Origin of the sequence: Nocardioides aquiterrae (assembly GCF_039526625.1) — a bacterium.
GTDB classification, from domain to species: Bacteria; Actinomycetota; Actinomycetes; order Propionibacteriales; family Nocardioidaceae; genus Nocardioides; species Nocardioides aquiterrae.
Genome location: NZ_BAAAJE010000012.1, coordinates 18,554 through 34,170, shown reverse-complemented (window position 1 = coordinate 34,170; position 15,617 = coordinate 18,554). Strand labels below are relative to the sequence as shown.

Annotated in this window: 14 protein-coding genes; 9 read left to right on the top strand and 5 right to left on the bottom strand. The window is 64.5% G+C overall.

Annotated elements, in window-relative coordinates; translation table 11 throughout:
- The first annotated feature begins 74 nt into the window (after positions 1 to 74).
- The 8 genes from cysD to ABD086_RS13005 all read left to right on the top strand — a co-directional run bounded on the left by cysD (position 75) and on the right by ABD086_RS13005 (position 8,827).
- Complete coding sequence (cysD, locus tag ABD086_RS13040) at positions 75 to 989, top strand: sulfate adenylyltransferase subunit CysD (protein ID WP_343907982.1); 915 nt, start codon at positions 75 to 77, stop codon at positions 987 to 989.
- Positions 989 to 2,296, top strand: coding sequence for a sulfate adenylyltransferase subunit CysN (cysN, locus tag ABD086_RS13035; RefSeq protein WP_343907981.1), 1,308 nt, complete (start codon positions 989 to 991; stop codon positions 2,294 to 2,296). Before cysD ends, cysN begins: the two co-directional genes overlap by 1 nt.
- Before the next feature lie 112 nt (positions 2,297 to 2,408).
- Positions 2,409 to 3,026, top strand: coding sequence for an acyltransferase (locus ABD086_RS13030; protein ID WP_343907980.1), 618 nt, complete (start codon positions 2,409 to 2,411; stop codon positions 3,024 to 3,026).
- A 1-nt stretch (position 3,027) separates the two neighbouring features.
- Complete coding sequence (locus ABD086_RS13025) at positions 3,028 to 4,119, top strand: DegT/DnrJ/EryC1/StrS family aminotransferase (RefSeq protein ID WP_343907979.1); 1,092 nt, start codon at positions 3,028 to 3,030, stop codon at positions 4,117 to 4,119.
- A 1-nt stretch (position 4,120) separates the two neighbouring features.
- Complete coding sequence (locus ABD086_RS13020; protein ID WP_343907978.1) at positions 4,121 to 5,119, top strand: Gfo/Idh/MocA family oxidoreductase; 999 nt, start codon at positions 4,121 to 4,123, stop codon at positions 5,117 to 5,119.
- Between the two features lie 8 nt (positions 5,120 to 5,127).
- On the top strand, positions 5,128 to 6,423 hold the full coding sequence (locus tag ABD086_RS13015) for a nucleotide sugar dehydrogenase (RefSeq protein WP_343907977.1): 1,296 nt from the start codon (positions 5,128 to 5,130) through the stop codon (positions 6,421 to 6,423).
- Complete coding sequence (locus ABD086_RS13010; protein WP_343907976.1) at positions 6,420 to 7,547, top strand: glycosyltransferase; 1,128 nt, start codon at positions 6,420 to 6,422, stop codon at positions 7,545 to 7,547. Before ABD086_RS13015 ends, ABD086_RS13010 begins: the two co-directional genes overlap by 4 nt.
- A complete protein-coding gene (locus tag ABD086_RS13005; RefSeq protein WP_343907975.1) occupies positions 7,544 to 8,827 on the top strand; it encodes a lipopolysaccharide biosynthesis protein in 1,284 nt (427 codons plus the stop codon). Before ABD086_RS13010 ends, ABD086_RS13005 begins: the two co-directional genes overlap by 4 nt.
- Here ABD086_RS13005 and wecB read toward each other — a convergent pair.
- Positions 8,789 to 9,871, bottom strand: coding sequence for a non-hydrolyzing UDP-N-acetylglucosamine 2-epimerase (gene wecB, locus ABD086_RS13000; RefSeq protein ID WP_343907974.1), 1,083 nt, complete (start codon positions 9,869 to 9,871; stop codon positions 8,789 to 8,791). The genes ABD086_RS13005 and wecB overlap by 39 nt on opposite strands.
- 246 nt (positions 9,872 to 10,117) lie before the next feature.
- On the opposite strand from wecB, the gene ABD086_RS12995 reads away from it, so the two are divergent.
- Positions 10,118 to 11,305, top strand: coding sequence for a glycosyltransferase family 4 protein (locus tag ABD086_RS12995; protein ID WP_343907973.1), 1,188 nt, complete (start codon positions 10,118 to 10,120; stop codon positions 11,303 to 11,305).
- 15 nt (positions 11,306 to 11,320) lie between these two features.
- Here ABD086_RS12995 and ABD086_RS12990 read toward each other — a convergent pair whose 3' ends face one another.
- The 4 genes from ABD086_RS12990 to ABD086_RS12975 are packed head-to-tail and all read right to left on the bottom strand — an operon-like array spanning position 11,321 to position 15,613.
- On the bottom strand, positions 11,321 to 12,775 hold the full coding sequence (locus tag ABD086_RS12990) for a sugar transferase (RefSeq protein WP_343907972.1): 1,455 nt from the start codon (positions 12,773 to 12,775) through the stop codon (positions 11,321 to 11,323).
- Complete coding sequence (locus ABD086_RS12985; protein WP_343907971.1) at positions 12,772 to 13,881, bottom strand: DegT/DnrJ/EryC1/StrS family aminotransferase; 1,110 nt, start codon at positions 13,879 to 13,881, stop codon at positions 12,772 to 12,774. The genes ABD086_RS12990 and ABD086_RS12985 overlap by 4 nt, the downstream gene beginning before the upstream one ends.
- Complete coding sequence (locus ABD086_RS12980; protein WP_343907970.1) at positions 13,881 to 14,804, bottom strand: transketolase family protein; 924 nt, start codon at positions 14,802 to 14,804, stop codon at positions 13,881 to 13,883. Before ABD086_RS12980 ends, ABD086_RS12985 begins: the two co-directional genes overlap by 1 nt.
- A complete protein-coding gene (locus ABD086_RS12975; RefSeq protein WP_343907969.1) occupies positions 14,801 to 15,613 on the bottom strand; it encodes a transketolase in 813 nt (270 codons plus the stop codon). The genes ABD086_RS12980 and ABD086_RS12975 overlap by 4 nt, the downstream gene beginning before the upstream one ends.
- Positions 15,614 to 15,617 lie beyond the last annotated feature (4 nt).

The following is a 15,617-nucleotide window of genomic DNA, read 5'->3' as shown; positions in this document are numbered from 1 at the left end:
GGCGCTTCGTGCCCGGAGCAGCCCGACGGCTACGATGACGGCTGCTGTCCCGACGAGAGGTCCTCAAGGCTGTCATGACCGAAACCCACGCCGACTACCGGCTGAGTCAGCTCGACCAGCTGGAGGCGGAGTCGATCCACATCTTCCGTGAGGTCGCCGCCGAGTTCGAGAAGCCCGTCCTGATGTTCTCGGGCGGCAAGGACTCCATCGTGATGATGCGGCTCGCGGAGAAGGCCTTCTACCCGGCCAAGATCCCGTTCCCCGTCCTCCAGGTGGACACCGGCTACGACTTCCCCGAGGTCCTCGCCTGCCGCGACAACTGGGTCAACCGGCTCGGCGCCCGCCTGATCGTGGCGAGCGTCGAGGACGCGATCAAGAACGGCATCGTGGTCGACGACGGCAAGACCAGCCGCAACCGGCTCCAGATCGGCACCCTGCTCAACGCCCTCGAGGAGGGCGGCTTCACCGCCGCCTTCGGCGGCGGCCGCCGCGACGAGGAGAAGGCTCGCGCCAAGGAGCGCGTCTACTCCCACCGCGACGAGTTCGGGCAGTGGGACCCGAAGATGCAGCGCCCCGAGCTGTGGAGCCTCTACAACGGGCGCATCCACGAGGGCGAGCACATGCGGATCTTCCCGATCTCGAACTGGACCGAGCTGGACATCTGGCACTACATCGGCCGCGAGGGGATCGAGATCCCCTCCATCTACTTCTCCCACCGGCGCCGGGTGTTCGAGCGCGACGGCATGCTGCTCACCGAGTCCGAGCACAACCCGCTGCGCTCCGGCGAGACCGCCGAGGAGCGCACGGTCCGGTTCCGCACCGTGGGCGACCTGACGCTCACCGGCTGCGTGGAGTCCGAGGCCGACACCATCGACAAGATCATCGACGAGATCGCCGTCGCGCGCGTGACCGAGCGCGGCGCGACCCGCGGCGACGACCGGTTCTCCGAGGCCGCCATGGAGGACCGGAAGAAGGAAGGCTACTTCTGATGAGCAGTGCTGACACCGAGCTCACCAAGGCCGAGGTGGCCGAGCAGACCCGCGAGATGGACCTGCTGCGGTTCGCGACCGCGGGCTCCGTGGACGACGGCAAGTCGACGCTGATCGGCCGGCTCCTGCTGGACTCGAAGTCGATCTTCGAGGACCAGCTGGAGGCGGTCGAGGCGACCAGCCAGTCCAAGGGCTACGACTACACCGACCTCGCGCTGCTCACCGACGGTCTCCGCTCGGAGCGCGAGCAGGGCATCACGATCGACGTGGCGTACCGCTACTTCGCGACGCCGAACCGCAAGTTCATCATCGCGGACACCCCGGGCCACGTGCAGTACACCCGGAACATGGTCACCGGCGCCTCCACCGCCGACCTCGGCCTGGTGCTCGTCGACGCCCGGCAGGGCCTGACCGAGCAGTCCCGTCGGCACGCGGTGCTGCTGTCCCTGCTGCGGGTCCCCCACCTGGTCCTCGCGATCAACAAGATGGACCTCGTGGACTTCTCGCAGGAGGTCTACGAGAAGATTCACGCCGAGTTCACGACGTTCGCCACGAAGCTGAACATTCCCGACCTCGAGGTCATCCCGATCTCGGCGCTGGCCGGCGACAACGTCGTGAATCGTTCGGAGAACATGCCGTGGTACTCCGGTCCCACGCTCATGCACCACCTCGAGCACGTCCACGTCGCATCCGACCGGGACCTGGTCGACGTGCGCTTCCCGGTCCAGTACGTCGTCCGCCCGAAGTCGGACGAGTACCACGACTACCGCGGCTACGCCGGCATGGTGGCCGGCGGGGTCCTCAAGCCGGGCGACGAGGTCGTCGTCCTGCCGAGCGGCATGACCTCGAAGATCCAGGGGATCGACCTGTTCGACCAGGAGGTCACCGAGGCCTACCCGCCGATGTCGGTCACGGTCCGCCTCGAGGACGACGTCGACGTCTCACGCGGCGACATGATCGCCCGGCCGGCGAACGCGCCGAAGCCGAGCCAGGACATCGACGCGATGATCTGCTGGATGACCACCGAGCCGCTGCGCCCGCGGCAGAAGCTCGCCATCAAGCACACCACGCGCACCGCCCGTGCACTAGTGAAGGACATCCAGTACCGCCTGGACGTCAACACGCTGCACCGCGACCAGGACACCAAGGAGCTCGGCCTCAACGAGATCGGCCGGGTCCAGCTGCGCACCACCGTGCCGCTGCTCTGCGACCCGTACTCGAAGAACCGGACCACCGGCTCGTTCATCCTGATCGACGAGGCCACCGGCGTGACCGTCGGCGCCGGGATGATCAACAGCGGCAGCTGACCAGCAGGACCAACACGAGGGCGCGTCCGGACGGACGCGCCCTCCTGTCTTTGCCGAACACACCGCGGCGCTCGCACCATGTGCGTATCGTGCATGCTGCTAATCGAACGTCATGGGGACTGGGGGAAGTCCATTGACCACGAGCATCGTGGATAGCGCTGACGTGCACGCCAGCGCCCGGATTGGCGACGGTTCCTCGATCTGGCATCTCGCCCAGGTGCGCGAGGGTGCCGAGCTCGGTGCGAACTGCGTGGTCGGCCGGGGAGCGTACGTCGGCATCGGGGTCCAGGTCGGCGACAACTGCAAGATCCAGAACTACGCCCTGGTCTACGAGCCCGCGCGGCTGGCCGACGGTGTCTTCATCGGCCCGGCCGTGGTGCTGACGAACGACACGTACCCCCGCGCCGTGACGCCGGAGGGCACCCTCAAGGCCGCCGACGACTGGCAGCCGGTCGGTGTGACGGTCGAGCGCGGCGCCTCGATCGGCGCCCGGGCGGTGTGCGTGGCGCCGGTGACCATCGGCGAGTGGGCGACGGTCGCCGCCGGCGCCGTCGTGACGAAGGACGTTCCAGCGTTCGCCCTCGTCGCGGGCGTGCCGGCCCGACGCATCGGCTGGGTCGGACGCAGCGGGGAACCCCTTCGCCCCGACGGCGAGGATTCCTGGATCTGCCCCACCACGAACGAGCGATTCCGCGAGAATGGCGGAACCCTGCTCCCCCTCGAGGACTGACATGACTCTCGATTTCATCCCGCCCGCCCGGCCGATCATCGGCGACGACGAGCGCGCGGCCGTCGACCGCGTCATGCGGAGTGGGATGCTCGCCCAAGGACCCGAGGTCGCCTCCTTCGAGCAGGAGTTCGCCGAGCACTTCGGCCTCGGTCGCGCCTGCGTGGCCGTCAACTCGGGCACCTCCGGGTTGCACCTGGGCCTGCTCGCGGCGGGCGTCGGCCCCGGCCAGGAGGTCATCGTGCCCTCGTTCACGTTCGCGGCGACCGCGAACTCGGTGGCCCTCACCGGCGCCACCCCCGTGTTCGCCGACATCGACCCCGTGACGTTCTGCCTGGACCCTGCCAGCGTCGAGGCTGCGATCACCGAGCGGACCGTGGCGATCATGCCGGTCCACCTCTACGGCCATCCTGCGGACATGCCAGCGCTGACGTCGCTCGCCGATCGGCACGGGCTTCGCGTCTTCGAGGACGCCGCCCAGGCCCACGGCGCCAGCCTCCACGGACGGCCGGTCGGCTCGTTCGGCACGTTCGGCATGTTCTCGCTGTACCCGACCAAGAACATGACGTCCGGCGAGGGCGGCATGGTGTCGGTCGAGAACGACGAGCTGGAGCGTCTCGTCCGCCTCTACCGCAACCAGGGGATGCTCCGGCAGTACGAGAACGAGGTCGTGGGGCTCAACAACCGGATGACCGATCTCCACGCCGCCATCGGCAGGGTGCAACTCACCAAGGTCGACGGCTGGACCCGGCAGCGGCAGGAGAATGCCGCATTCCTCACGGCCAACCTCGAGGGCGTCACGACGCCGGCGGTGGCCGACGGCGCCGTGCACGTGTACCACCAGTACACGATCCGCGTGGCGGAGGACCGCGACGGCCTGGCGGCCGCTCTGCGTGAGGAGTACGCGATCGGGTCGGGCATGTTCTACCCGGTGCCCAATCACCAACTGGCCCCGTTCCGCTCTCCGGTCGATCTGCCGGAGACCGAGAGCGCAGCTCGGCACTGTCTGTCGCTCCCCGTGCACCCTTCGCTCTCAGCGGCCGATCTCGAGCGCATCGTCGAGGCCGTGAACAAGATCGCCGCGGCGGGAGCCTGAGATGACACAGCTTCGAGCCGGTCTGGTCGGCATCGGAATGATGGGCCGCAACCACGCCCGTGTCCTTAACTCACTGGACGGCGTCAGGCTCGTCGCCGTAGCAGACCCAGCTGGCGATAAGCATGGTACGGCGGGCAGCGCGCAGGTCGTTCGGACTGTCGCTGAAATGATCGACATCGGCATCGACATGGCCGTCATCGCCACACCGACGATCTACCACCTCGAGGCTGGACTGGAGTTGGCGGCAGCTGGGGTGCCCACCTTGATCGAGAAGCCCCTCGCGACGGACGGCGAGGAGTCTCGACAGTTGGTCGCCGCGTTCGAGGGGGCCGGCGTGGTCAATGCGGTAGGGCACATCGAACGGTTCAATCCCGCCCTGCGCGCTCTCCGGGCGCACCTGGACGCGGGTGACCTCGGTGAGATCTACCAGGTCGCAACCCGTCGCCAGGGCCCGTTCCCCAACCGCATCGCGGACGTCGGCGTGGTCAAGGACCTCGCGACCCATGACATCGACCTCACAGCCTGGGTGATCCGGTCGCCGTACGCGAAGGTTTCAGCCCATACGGCCCACAAGAGCGGCCGCCCGCACGAAGACCTGATCTCGATCACGGCGCAGATGGCGGATGGCACGGTCGCGAACCACCTAGTGAACTGGCTGTCACCCCTCAAGGAGCGCTGCACGGTCGTGACGGGCGAGCGTGGCGCCTTCGTCGCTGACACGCTGCACAGCGACCTCACCTTCCACGAGAACGGCTTAGTGTCGACCGAGTGGGAACAGGTGTCTCGGTTCCGCGGCGTCACCGAGGGGAACAGCATCCGCTTCGCGATCCCGAAACCGGAGCCACTTCGGACTCAGCACGAAAACCTTCGCGACGCCGTGCTCGGCCTTGACTGCGAGATCGTCTCGATGCGCGAAGGCATGCGGACGGTCCAGGTGGCAGATGCGGCCATCCGGGCCGCTCGCACAGGCACAACGATCGATGTAGACGCAGATCGATAAGGACGCACGTGAACATCGCAGTCATCGGCCTCGGCAAGATCGGCCTGCCGCTCGCGGCGCAGTTCGCGAGCAAGGGCCACGAGGTCGTTGGGGTCGACGTCAACCAACTGACGGTCGACACAATCAACTCGGGCTGCGAGCCGTTCCCGGGCGAGGCGAACCTTGCTGAGTACGTCGCTCATCTGGTTCCGGCAGGCGCTCTCACCGCGACCACCGACTATGCCAGCGCCGTGCCCGCCGCTGAGGTCATCGTCGTGGTCGTGCCACTGTTCGTCAATCAGGAGGGCGCGCCGGACTTCGGTTGGATGGACTCCGCGACCAAGGACATCGGTCGCAATCTGACCCGGGGCACGACCGTGATCTACGAGACGACTCTCCCGGTGGGGACGACTCGGGAACGCTGGAAGCCGATGCTCGAGCAGCACAGCGGTCTAACCGAGGGCACCGACTTCCACGTCGTGTTCTCGCCCGAGCGCGTGCTCACCGGCCGCGTGTTCGAGGACCTCCGGAAGTACCCCAAGTTGGTCGGCGGTCTTACCCCGGACGGCGCCCGTACCGCAACAGAGTTCTACCGAGCCGTCCTCGAGTTCGACGATCGAGACGACTTGGCTCGGCCGAACGGCGTTTGGGACCTCGGGTCCGCGGAGGCTGCTGAGCTCGCGAAGCTGGCCGAGACCACCTATCGTGACGTCAACATCGGACTGGCAAATCAGTTTGCGAAGTTCGCCGAGAAGGCCGGCATCGACGTCTACCAAGTGATCGATGCCTGCAACTCGCAGCCCTACAGCCACATCCACCGACCTGGAATCTCGGTCGGCGGCCACTGCATCCCAGTCTATCCACGCCTCTATCTGAGCAACGACCCTGACGCGACCGTGGTGCGGGCTGCTCGCGATGCCAATGCAAGCATGCCGACTCACGCGGTGAGCCTCCTGGAGGATGAGCTCGGCGATCTGTCCGGCATGAGGGTGGCAGTCCTCGGCGTCGCGTACCGTCCCGGCGTCAAGGAGTCTGCCTTCAGCGGCGTCTTCGCCACTGTCGAAGCGTTGCGCTCGCGAGGCGCTTTAGTGATGACCCACGACCCCCTGTACGACGTCGCCGAACTTCTGGAGATGGGTCTTGAGCCGTACCGATGGGGTGATGAGGTCGACGCCCTGATCATCCACACCGACCACGAGTTCTACCGCTCGATCGAGGTCACACCAATCGCGGGAGTCAAGGCGATCATCGACGGGCGCGCCATGCTCGCGACGGCCGGACAGGACGCTCCTCTGATCCGGACACTGGGGAAGGGACGCCTGTGAGAGGAGGCAGGCGACGCGTCGCGCATGTCAGCTCCGCACATCCGTGGTCGGATAATCGAGTACACCTACGTGAAGCGGCATCCTTAGCCTCAGGTGGTTACGAAGTCGTCCTCATTGCTGTCGATGCGGACGTCGATGTCCCTGACACCGGCGTGAAGGTGATCCGTTTACCAGCTCGATCTCGACTCAAACGGCTCACCATCGGCTCGGTCCATGCGGTAGTTGCTGCGCACCTCACGAAAGCAGAAGTCGTCCATTTGCACGACCCAGAACTGATCTGGGCGATTCCCCTCTTCCGACTGACCCGTCGACGTGTCGTCTTCGACGCTCACGAAGACCTCCCATCCCAGGTCATGGACAAGCACTACCTGCCCTCGTGGGCGCGACCGCTCGTCGCATGGTTCGCCAAGTTGCTGGTGTTCTTCGCTGGTCGGACCAGCGACGCGATCATCGCTGCGACCGAGACCATTGCTGAGTCCTTCCCGCGGACGAAGGTGACCATCGTCCACAACTACCCCCGGCTTCGTCTCACTGACTCGGAGATCCCGGGAATTCTCGACCGGCCCTTCGAGGCCGTGTACGTGGGCGGCATGAGCATCGCCCGCGGGGCTCGCGAGATGATCAGCATGTGCAGCTCCTCGAACTTCCCGACGGGGTGGCGGCTCCGCGTGGCGGGATCAACGTCTCCTGCATCGTTACTCGATGAACTGAGCGCGACACCCGGCTGGGAAAAGGTGGACTACATCGGCCAGGTGTCGCCGTCAGACGCCCGAGACATGTTGCAGCGTGGCCGTGTTGGCCTGATCCTCTTCCAGCGCAGCCGCGCTCATCTGGACTCCCTTCCGACGAAGATGTTCGAGTACCTGGCCGCCGGCATTCCGATCATCGCCTCAGACTTCCCCCGATGGCGAGACATCATCGAAAGGCTCGATTGCGGCATCGTCGTTGATGAGACGGATCCGGACGCCGTGGCGCGGGCCGTCGCAACCTACAACCAAGATCCGATCCTGCTCCAGCGCCACAGCGCCAACGCGCGCGCGGCGTCTGCCGGAGTCCTCAACTGGAATCACGAGGAACCAGCGCTCCTGGAACTCTACAGATCGCTCGTACTGCCTCGTCGATGATCAACAACCAGCGGTTCAAGAGCTCAATCGGCGCTGGTCGTGCCAAGCGCGGGTTCGTCGCGCTCTTCGCCGGGACGCTTCTCGCCCAGGCGATCGGCATCGCGGCGTCGCCTTTGCTCACTCGCGTGTTCTCGCCTTTCGAGTTCGGAGCGTTCTCCGTCGTCAACGCCTTCGCGCTCTCGATCTCCGCGGCAGCCGCGTTGCGGCTCGAACGAGCGGTCCCAATCCCTGACGATGACGGAACTGCCCGGCGCATCGCCGTCTTGGGCCTCGCTTCCAGTGTGGTGACGGCAGCGGTCGGACTGATCGTCCTCTTCGTACTCCGAGAACCGATTTCGCGATGGTTCCGAGTCGACGATCTCGAGCCGTTTCTCCTGTGGATCCCAATTCTGTCCTCGACGGTGGCCGCCCAGCAGGTCTTGAGCGCCATCGCGATCCGAGATGCTCGGTTCAAGACCTTGGCGCGCCGGAACCTTGTCGTGGCCGTAACAATCGTCACCGTGCAGATCGGCCTGGGGCTTGCAGGGATGGGCACCCCCGGCCTTCTAATCGGTGCTGCGGCAGGCCAAGCTTTCGGCGCCCTGATCCTCCTGCCGGGGCTAACCCGTATGGAAGCTGGACCCGTTCAGAGCCGATTGGAGTACGCCAAGGTATTAAGCCGGTACCGCAGCTTCCCACTTGTGCTTGCGCCCTCTGGACTTCTCAATGTGCTTGGCCTTCAAGCGCCGGTCCTGCTCGCCGGCGCCTACTACGGCCCTGCGGCGGCCGGTTGGTTCGGCCTGACTCAGCGGGTCATCGGGCTACCGGTCGCGCTCGTCGGACAGGCTGCCGCACAAGTATTCCTGAGTGAGCTCGCTCGCAGTCGCCGTGACCGCGACGGACAGGGTCTCTCTATCTTCTGGTGGACCAGCAATCGCATGGCGCTCGCCGGCAGCGCCTTGGGGGCGGTGCTCTTCTTAGCAGGCCCGTATATGTTCGAGCTGGTCTTTGGAAACGCGTGGGCCGTCTCCGGGGATCTTGCTCGAGCCTTGGCTGTTATGACCGCGTTCCAGCTCATTGGTTCGACGGTCTCCCAAACGCTCATCGTTCATGAGCGACTCGTGACTCAGGCACTATGGGACGTCGTCCGGCTAGCAACGGTAATCCTCTCGTTTACAATCGCGCACCAGGCAGACCTCGACCTTGTCGCAGCCGCGTGGATCATGGGAACCACTTCATCGGCCATGTACGCGATCAGCTGGTTACTGAGCAGGCATGCCGTCGCGAGAGCCGACCATTGATATAACTGCCTCGGAAACGAGGTGCGCCGCGTCGCCCTGACCAAATGGCGAGGGGGGAACGCTCGCTGGGGGCGTCCGCGCAGCAAGGTGGCTCAGTTCTGCCCCGTCCGGATCGAGGACGTTCCAGCCGTCATCCAGCGTCTCGACCCACTCAGTCTCGCTACGCAGCGTGGTGCACACCGTGCCGAGTAGCAGCGCTTCCTTCTGCAGGCCGCCCGAATCGGTCACCACCCCCGAGCTTCGGAGAACAGCGGAGACCATCGTAGGGTAAGCCAACGCATTAACCACTCTCACTGCGCCGCTGTCGAGCTCGATTCCGTATTCGCTTGCCTTGGCCAACAGTCGCGGATGCGCCGCAAGGAGGACGGGAAGCGGCAGGCTTGCGAGGCGACGCAAGAGCATCCTCAGCCGGTCCGGGTTGTCGGTGTTCTCCGCGCGGTGCAGAGTAGCGATAACGAACGGTTCATCGCCGATTTCAGTCAGCTCGATCGGCGAATCACGGACGCGATCTCGGACTTCATGACATATCTCCACCATCACGTCACCAACGAGCATCGATCGATCCGCCAGTCCTTCGGTGGCCAGGTTGGTCATGGCCAAGGCGGTCGGTGCCAAGCACAGATCACTAGCGTGATCCGTGAGAATGCGGTTGTGCTCTTCTGGCATGGCGCGATTGAACGAGCGAAGGCCAGCCTCGACGTGGGCGATCGGAAGCTGCATCTTCGCAGCGCAGACAGCCGCGGCGAGTGTCGAATTAGTGTCGCCATACACCACCACCGCGTCTGGGCACAGATCGACAAGTGCTTGGTCCATAGCGCTGAGAATTGCTCCGGTCTGCACCCCGTGGGTGCCGGAACCAACGCCGAGATGAAGAGCGGGGTTGGGCAGGCCGAGGTCAGCGAAGAAGACGTCGGACAGTTGGCTCGCGTAATGCTGGCCCGTGTGCACCACAGCGTGATCGATCCCCGCTCGCTCGAAGGCTCGGTGCACGGGTGCGAGCTTTACGAACTGAGGCCGCGCACCAACGACGCTCACGACCCTCATCATGCGCTCCTCTTGGTTAGGTAGCTGCCGAGCCAGCTCTGTCACTCGCCAAACTCTTCGGCCTGCGGTCGGTCAGACCAGGCGATAGGCTCTGGCCGTTGCCGCGCCCAGGGCTGGAGAGTGTGCGGCAACCCACGACGGGTGGCGATCATTCTTGGCCCAAGAGTCACCCTATCAACCGAAAGGCTTGGATCGCCGGTGCCATCGCTTTGGATCTTGAATCATTACGCGGGGTTCCCTGAGACGGTGCCGGCGACGCGCACCTTCGAACTCTCGAAGCTTTTGGCATCGGCCGGCTGGGAGGTCACCGTTGTCGCATGTCGCTTCAATCACTACACGTTCGAATACGACACACTGGGCGACGCCGATGAATCGGTAACGGAGGTCCAGCGCGACGGTGTCCGCTGGGTCTTCATCAAAAGCAGCCGATATTCGAAGAACGGTCTATCGCGATTCCGCAATATGCTTGGCTATGCTTGGGTCGCGAGTCGCTGGGCACGCGGGCAGTCCGGTCCTGACATTGTGGTCGGAACCACGGTGCATCCCTTCGCGGCCGAAGCGGCACGACGCCTCGCGCGAAGATTCAATGCGCAGTATTACTACGAGATCACCGACCTTTGGCCGGAAAGCTTGGTCGACTTGGGTCACATCGAGAGAGGGTCGATACTGTATAGACTTATGCGGAGACTAGAACGGTATTCTCTGGAGGACGCCGTCGGCGTCATCGGCATTATGCCGAATGTTCCGCAATACGCCCGAGACTTCCACTCACTTCAAGTCAGCCGGTTTTGTTACGTCCCCAACGGGGTCCATCTCATGGACGTTGACGAAGCCGGCCCATCCAGCCGACGATCACCGATTAGGGGGCAGTTGGCGTACGCCGGAGGTTTCGCACCTGCTCACGGATTGTCCGCAATTCTAGACGCCGCCGACCATTTGAATCAGGTGTGCGCCGGAGAATTTGAGATCGTCCTCTACGGCGATGGGCCCGACCGGAAGAATCTCGAGGCGGAGGTGCTCAAGCGTCACCTGCCCAACGTCCGTTTTGCGGGTCTCGTGCCTAAGGCGGACCTGAGGACTCGTCTGGCCGACGCAGAGATATGCCTGTGCACGGGACAGGCCTTGCCCATCCATCGATACGGGATCAGTTTCAACAAGCTGTTCGACTACTTTGCGGCCGAACGGCCGATCGTATACGCCGTCGACAGCGGCAATGACCCGGTCGCGTCAGCTGACGCCGGCTTGTCGGTTCCCGCCGGGGACGGCGCGGCTATCGCCAGCGCCACACGCGAGATTCATGAAATGGCCGCGGTCGATAGGCAACGACTGGGTACGAACGGCCTGAATTTCGTTCGCTCCCAGCACGCGTTCCCAGTGCTCGCCGAGCGTCTCGACAAGTTCCTCCGCGATGGCTTGGGGAGCACCCACTCGTAAAGAATTCACCGATACTCAGCGCGACGACGAGCGCCTCGTGCCCACCATCACTGTGATCGCGTAGGAGTGAGCCGCCGATAGATGGTCAAGCCGGGACAGACCGTCGAACGCGCGCTCAGGATCGACCTCGATGGATTCGAGAGTGCGCATGTTGCGGAACACGACCGCCTTCAGTTTGGCACGCCCTTCGATCGTCCGCGGAATCAGGTGCATCCTCACGAGGGCTCGTCGCACCAGTTCTTTGGCGGGAGACGATCCCCCAACCGGGCAGGAACCGTAGGCCTCGACGTCGAAGCCTTCTTGATCGAGGAGTTCGTTCAGCTCCGCAGCGGTCAGATACCGCGTGCTGAACGGGCTCGCCTTGAAGGCGGTGCGTTCGGGGCTGGGCATCGACACGAGCAAGTGACCGCCCGGGCGCAACGTGCGCGCTGCTTCCGCGATGAAGACTTCCGGATGTGGCAGGTAGTAGAGCATTTCCAGGCCAACGAGACAGTCGAGTTCAGCGTCGCGGAACGGCATCGCTTCCGCGTCGCCCAGGAGGAAGTCACATTCAGGTGCCCGTTCCCGGGCGATTGCGAGATTCCACTCATCGATATCGATACCGACGGCAGACTTCGTGAACCGGGCGACTTGCGCCAACCCGTACCCAGTCCCACAGCCGACCTCTGCGAGCACCTTGCCTCGCCCGAGCGCGGCGGCAAGGCTGTACCGTTGACGAGCTAGCTCCCACTGTTGCTGATCCGCCTTAGTAGACCAATCTTCGGTGATCTTGAAGAACTCCCGCTTGGCCCTGTCGTCGTCGAACCCGGGGCGTCCGTGCACAGGTTCGTGGCCGAACAGGGCCTTCGCCGTTGCTACGAGGATCGATGCGTCTTGTCGCAGCGATGCGTGGTCGACATACATGAGGCTCAGGCGGATCTTCTCCGGCCTGATCAGACGGTCGTAGGCCTCGTCGGGATCCACCTCATCCTTCAGAATCTCGCCCTCGTCCCTGAACCTGATGGACGCCCAGTCAGTGATGCCCGGCTTCACGCTGAGAAGCCGACGCTCGCCTTCGCTATATCGCGCAACGTCCCAGTCGAGCGTGGGACGGGGGCCCACCAGACTCATGTCGCCGCGGATAACGTTGATGAGCTGAGGGAGCTCGTCGAGTTTCCACCGACGCAAGAAGTGACCGACCGGAGTGATGCGCGGGTCTCTCGCCGAAGTGGATGCGCCGCCGATCGCGTCTGCGTCAGTCACCATGGTCCGGAACTTATACATGGTGAACTCAACGCCCTCGGCACCGACGCGCTTGGCCGGGTATAGCGCCGGACCCTTGTCCTGCCGCTTGATCGCGAGTCCGACCGCCACAGCGAACGGCGAGAGCACCGCCGCAAGCGGAACCGCAATCACCAGATCCATCATCCTCTTGACGAACCGGTACGACCTTCGTCTTGCAGGCGCTACTTCGCGCGTGGGGGCGCTCATGCAGCGAAGAATCGACGCACCGATGCAGCGACGTACTCGACGTCGGATACAGCCAACTCGGCGTTCATGGGCAACGAGAGCACACGACGACTGAGCCGCTCCGTGTTCGGAAGGCTCCAGTGGTCGAGCCCGACCCCGGATTGCTTGTGGAACGGCACCGGCCACGAGACCAACACCTCGATTCCGTCCTCGGTGAGGTGTTGGACCAACTCGTCCCGGCGGTCGGTCATCACGGTGTAGTTCTGGAATACGTCGCGCCGACGCTGATCGGACTCTGGTCCGACCGGAAGATCGAGTTCCTCGATGTCGTTGAGCATCTCGTCGTAGATACCGGCCAGGGTCCGGCGATGTTCGATCCAGCCCGGCAGCTGCGCCAAGCGCCAATCGAGGATGGCCGCGTGCAAGTTGTCCAGCCGGCAGTTGTACCCCCAGCCGTCCACCTCAGTCTTGGTGACCCGGCCGTGGTCACGCAGCCGGCGCACGTCAGCGTCGAGCTGGTCGTCATTGGTGAGCACCGCCCCCGCATCGCCGGGCGCGCCGAGCATCTTCGCCGGGTAGAAGGAGTACGTGCTGGCCAGGCCCATCGTCCCCGCTGTGCGCCCGTCGATCGTGGCGCCGAGCGCCTGCGCGGCGTCCTCGATCACGACCGCGCCGCACGACTCGGCGACTTTGAGCACCTCGGTCATGTCGACGGTACGTCCATTGAGGTGAACAGGAATGATCACCTTGGTGCGCTCCGTCACCGCCGCTTCCAGCTGAGACGTGTCCATCAGCTGGTCGTCCCCAATGTCGACGAAGACGGGCTTGGCACCGCGCATGACGAACGGCGAGATGGTGGCTATGAAGGTATGGGCAACAGTCACCACCTCGTCGCCTGGTCCGATCCCTAGCGAGTGACCGATCAAGCGCAAACCGTCCGTACAGTTGCTCACGCCCACCCCGTGCCGGGTGCCGACGAAGGCAGCGAGATTCCTCTCGAAGTCGGCCAGTTGCTGACGCAGCATCACGTCACCACGAGCAAGCGTATCGTCGATGATCGGAAGCAAGAACTCCCGCTGCTGCTCCCACTGCAGCGGAAAGTCTATGAACTTGACCCGCCATCCCATCAGATGTCCTCCAGTCGCTTGACCACACGTTTCGAGATGCTCTGCCGGGTCAGCCCATGGACCTCGCGGAGATAGCCTTGGTCGCCGACAACGGAGTTGAACTTGTGCGACACTCCGATGCGCATCAGGGGGCAGGCGGATCCGGACTCCGCGAGGACCTCTGCAGCCGCGCCGCCGAGTCCTCCCGTGATCGAGTGCTCCTCGACCGTGACCATGAGGCGGTGGGTCGACGCGAGCCGCCGGACGGTCGATTCGTCGAACGGCGCGATCCACGGGGATGACACCACTGTCGACGAGATGCCGAGCTGGTCGAGATCGTCGGCCGCGTCCACGACGACCGGCAGCATCGCGCCCGTGGAGACGAGCGCGACATCTGTCCCGTTCCGGAGGGTGACTGCCTGGCCGCGGGCGACGTCCGGCCGCGACGCGTGCACCGATCGCTCACCAGCCTTCCCGAGCCGCAGGTACGCGGGCCCGCCGCGCTCGATCAGATCCATCAGAACTGCCCCGGTCTCCTCAGGATCACCGGGCGCCACCACCGCCAGGCCCGGGATAGCTCGCATGACCGCGATGTCTTCGGTGGCGTGATGGGACATTCCCAGGGCTCCATAGGCAAGACCACCACCCACGCCGACGATCACGACGTCGGCACCGTGATAGGCGACGTCGTTGCGGATCTGCTCTAGACACCTCATCGTCGGGAAGTTCGCGATCGAATACGTGAAGACCTTGGCCCCGGCCATAGCCATGCCGGCGGCCATCCCGGTCATGTTCTGCTCGGCCACACCGGCGTTCACGAATTGTGCGGGGCAGGCTTCCACGAACGGCTCGACGACGCCGAACCCAAGGTCACCGGTTATCAATACCAGGTTCGGGTCGCTGCGGGCTGCGGTCAACAGGTCCGCGAAGAATCGAGTCCTCATTCAGACACCTCTGCGAGGGCCAACGCCAGCTCCTCGTCTGACGGCGGGCGATAGTGCCAAAGAACGTTGTTCTCCATGAACGACACGCCCTTCCCCTTGATGGTGTGGGCGATGACGCACCGAGGACGGTCCCGATCACGGGGGTCGATGTCCAATCCCGCGGAAATCTCCTCGATGTCGTGACCATCGACCTCGATCACGTCCCAGCCGAACGCAACCCACTTGTCTGCGAACGGCTCCAACGTGAGCGTCTCGTCAGTGGTCGCCAGCGATTGGTACTTGTTGTAGTCAATGACGGCGATGAGGTTCGACATCCGGTGGTGCCCCGCAAACAGGGCAGCCTCCCACGTGCTCCCCTCATCGCACTCGCCATCACTCAACAACGCGTAAGCCCGCCAACCGGCGCCGACCGCGCGGGCACGCCAAGCCATCCCGGTGGCAATGGACAGACCGTGCCCCAGCGAGCCGGTCGAGACCTCCACACCAGGAACTCCGACGTGACTCACGTGGCCGGAGAAGGTCGAACCGTTCTGATAGTGGGCCGCCAGTGATTCTGGGCTGAAGAACCCAGTCTCCGAGAGCGCCGCGTAGACAGCGGCGCCCGCGTGTCCCTTGCTCATGACAAAACGATCCCGGTCCAGCCAATCCGGGTCTGAAGGGTCCACGCGGAGGACCTCTCCATACAGACTGGCCAAGATGTCGGCGACGGAGAGTCCAGATGCGACGTGGGAGCTGCGACCGTGGTGAGTCATCCTCAACACGTGCTGTCGGATCTTGCGAGAGAGCTCGGATGACGTCAGCTCGGTCATGGTT

What these genes read in the sequence shown, in the direction of transcription:
- ABD086_RS12980 (WP_343907970.1), bottom strand. Translation starts at nt 14,804, where the DNA reads ATGAGGACTCGATTCTTCGCGGACCTGTTGACCGCAGCCCGCAGCGAC.
- ABD086_RS12985 (WP_343907971.1), bottom strand. Translation starts at nt 13,881, where the DNA reads ATGGGATGGCGGGTCAAGTTCATAGACTTTCCGCTGCAGTGGGAGCAG.
- cysD (WP_343907982.1), top strand. Translation starts at nt 75, where the DNA reads ATGACCGAAACCCACGCCGACTACCGGCTGAGTCAGCTCGACCAGCTG.
- ABD086_RS13030 (WP_343907980.1), top strand. Translation starts at nt 2,409, where the DNA reads ATGGGGACTGGGGGAAGTCCATTGACCACGAGCATCGTGGATAGCGCT.
- ABD086_RS12975 (WP_343907969.1), bottom strand. Translation starts at nt 15,613, where the DNA reads ATGACCGAGCTGACGTCATCCGAGCTCTCTCGCAAGATCCGACAGCAC.
- ABD086_RS13025 (WP_343907979.1), top strand. Translation starts at nt 3,028, where the DNA reads ATGACTCTCGATTTCATCCCGCCCGCCCGGCCGATCATCGGCGACGAC.
- ABD086_RS13020 (WP_343907978.1), top strand. Translation starts at nt 4,121, where the DNA reads ATGACACAGCTTCGAGCCGGTCTGGTCGGCATCGGAATGATGGGCCGC.
- ABD086_RS12990 (WP_343907972.1), bottom strand. Translation starts at nt 12,775, where the DNA reads ATGAGCGCCCCCACGCGCGAAGTAGCGCCTGCAAGACGAAGGTCGTAC.
- ABD086_RS13005 (WP_343907975.1), top strand. Translation starts at nt 7,544, where the DNA reads ATGATCAACAACCAGCGGTTCAAGAGCTCAATCGGCGCTGGTCGTGCC.
- cysN (WP_343907981.1), top strand. Translation starts at nt 989, where the DNA reads ATGAGCAGTGCTGACACCGAGCTCACCAAGGCCGAGGTGGCCGAGCAG.
- wecB (WP_343907974.1), bottom strand. Translation starts at nt 9,871, where the DNA reads ATGAGGGTCGTGAGCGTCGTTGGTGCGCGGCCTCAGTTCGTAAAGCTC.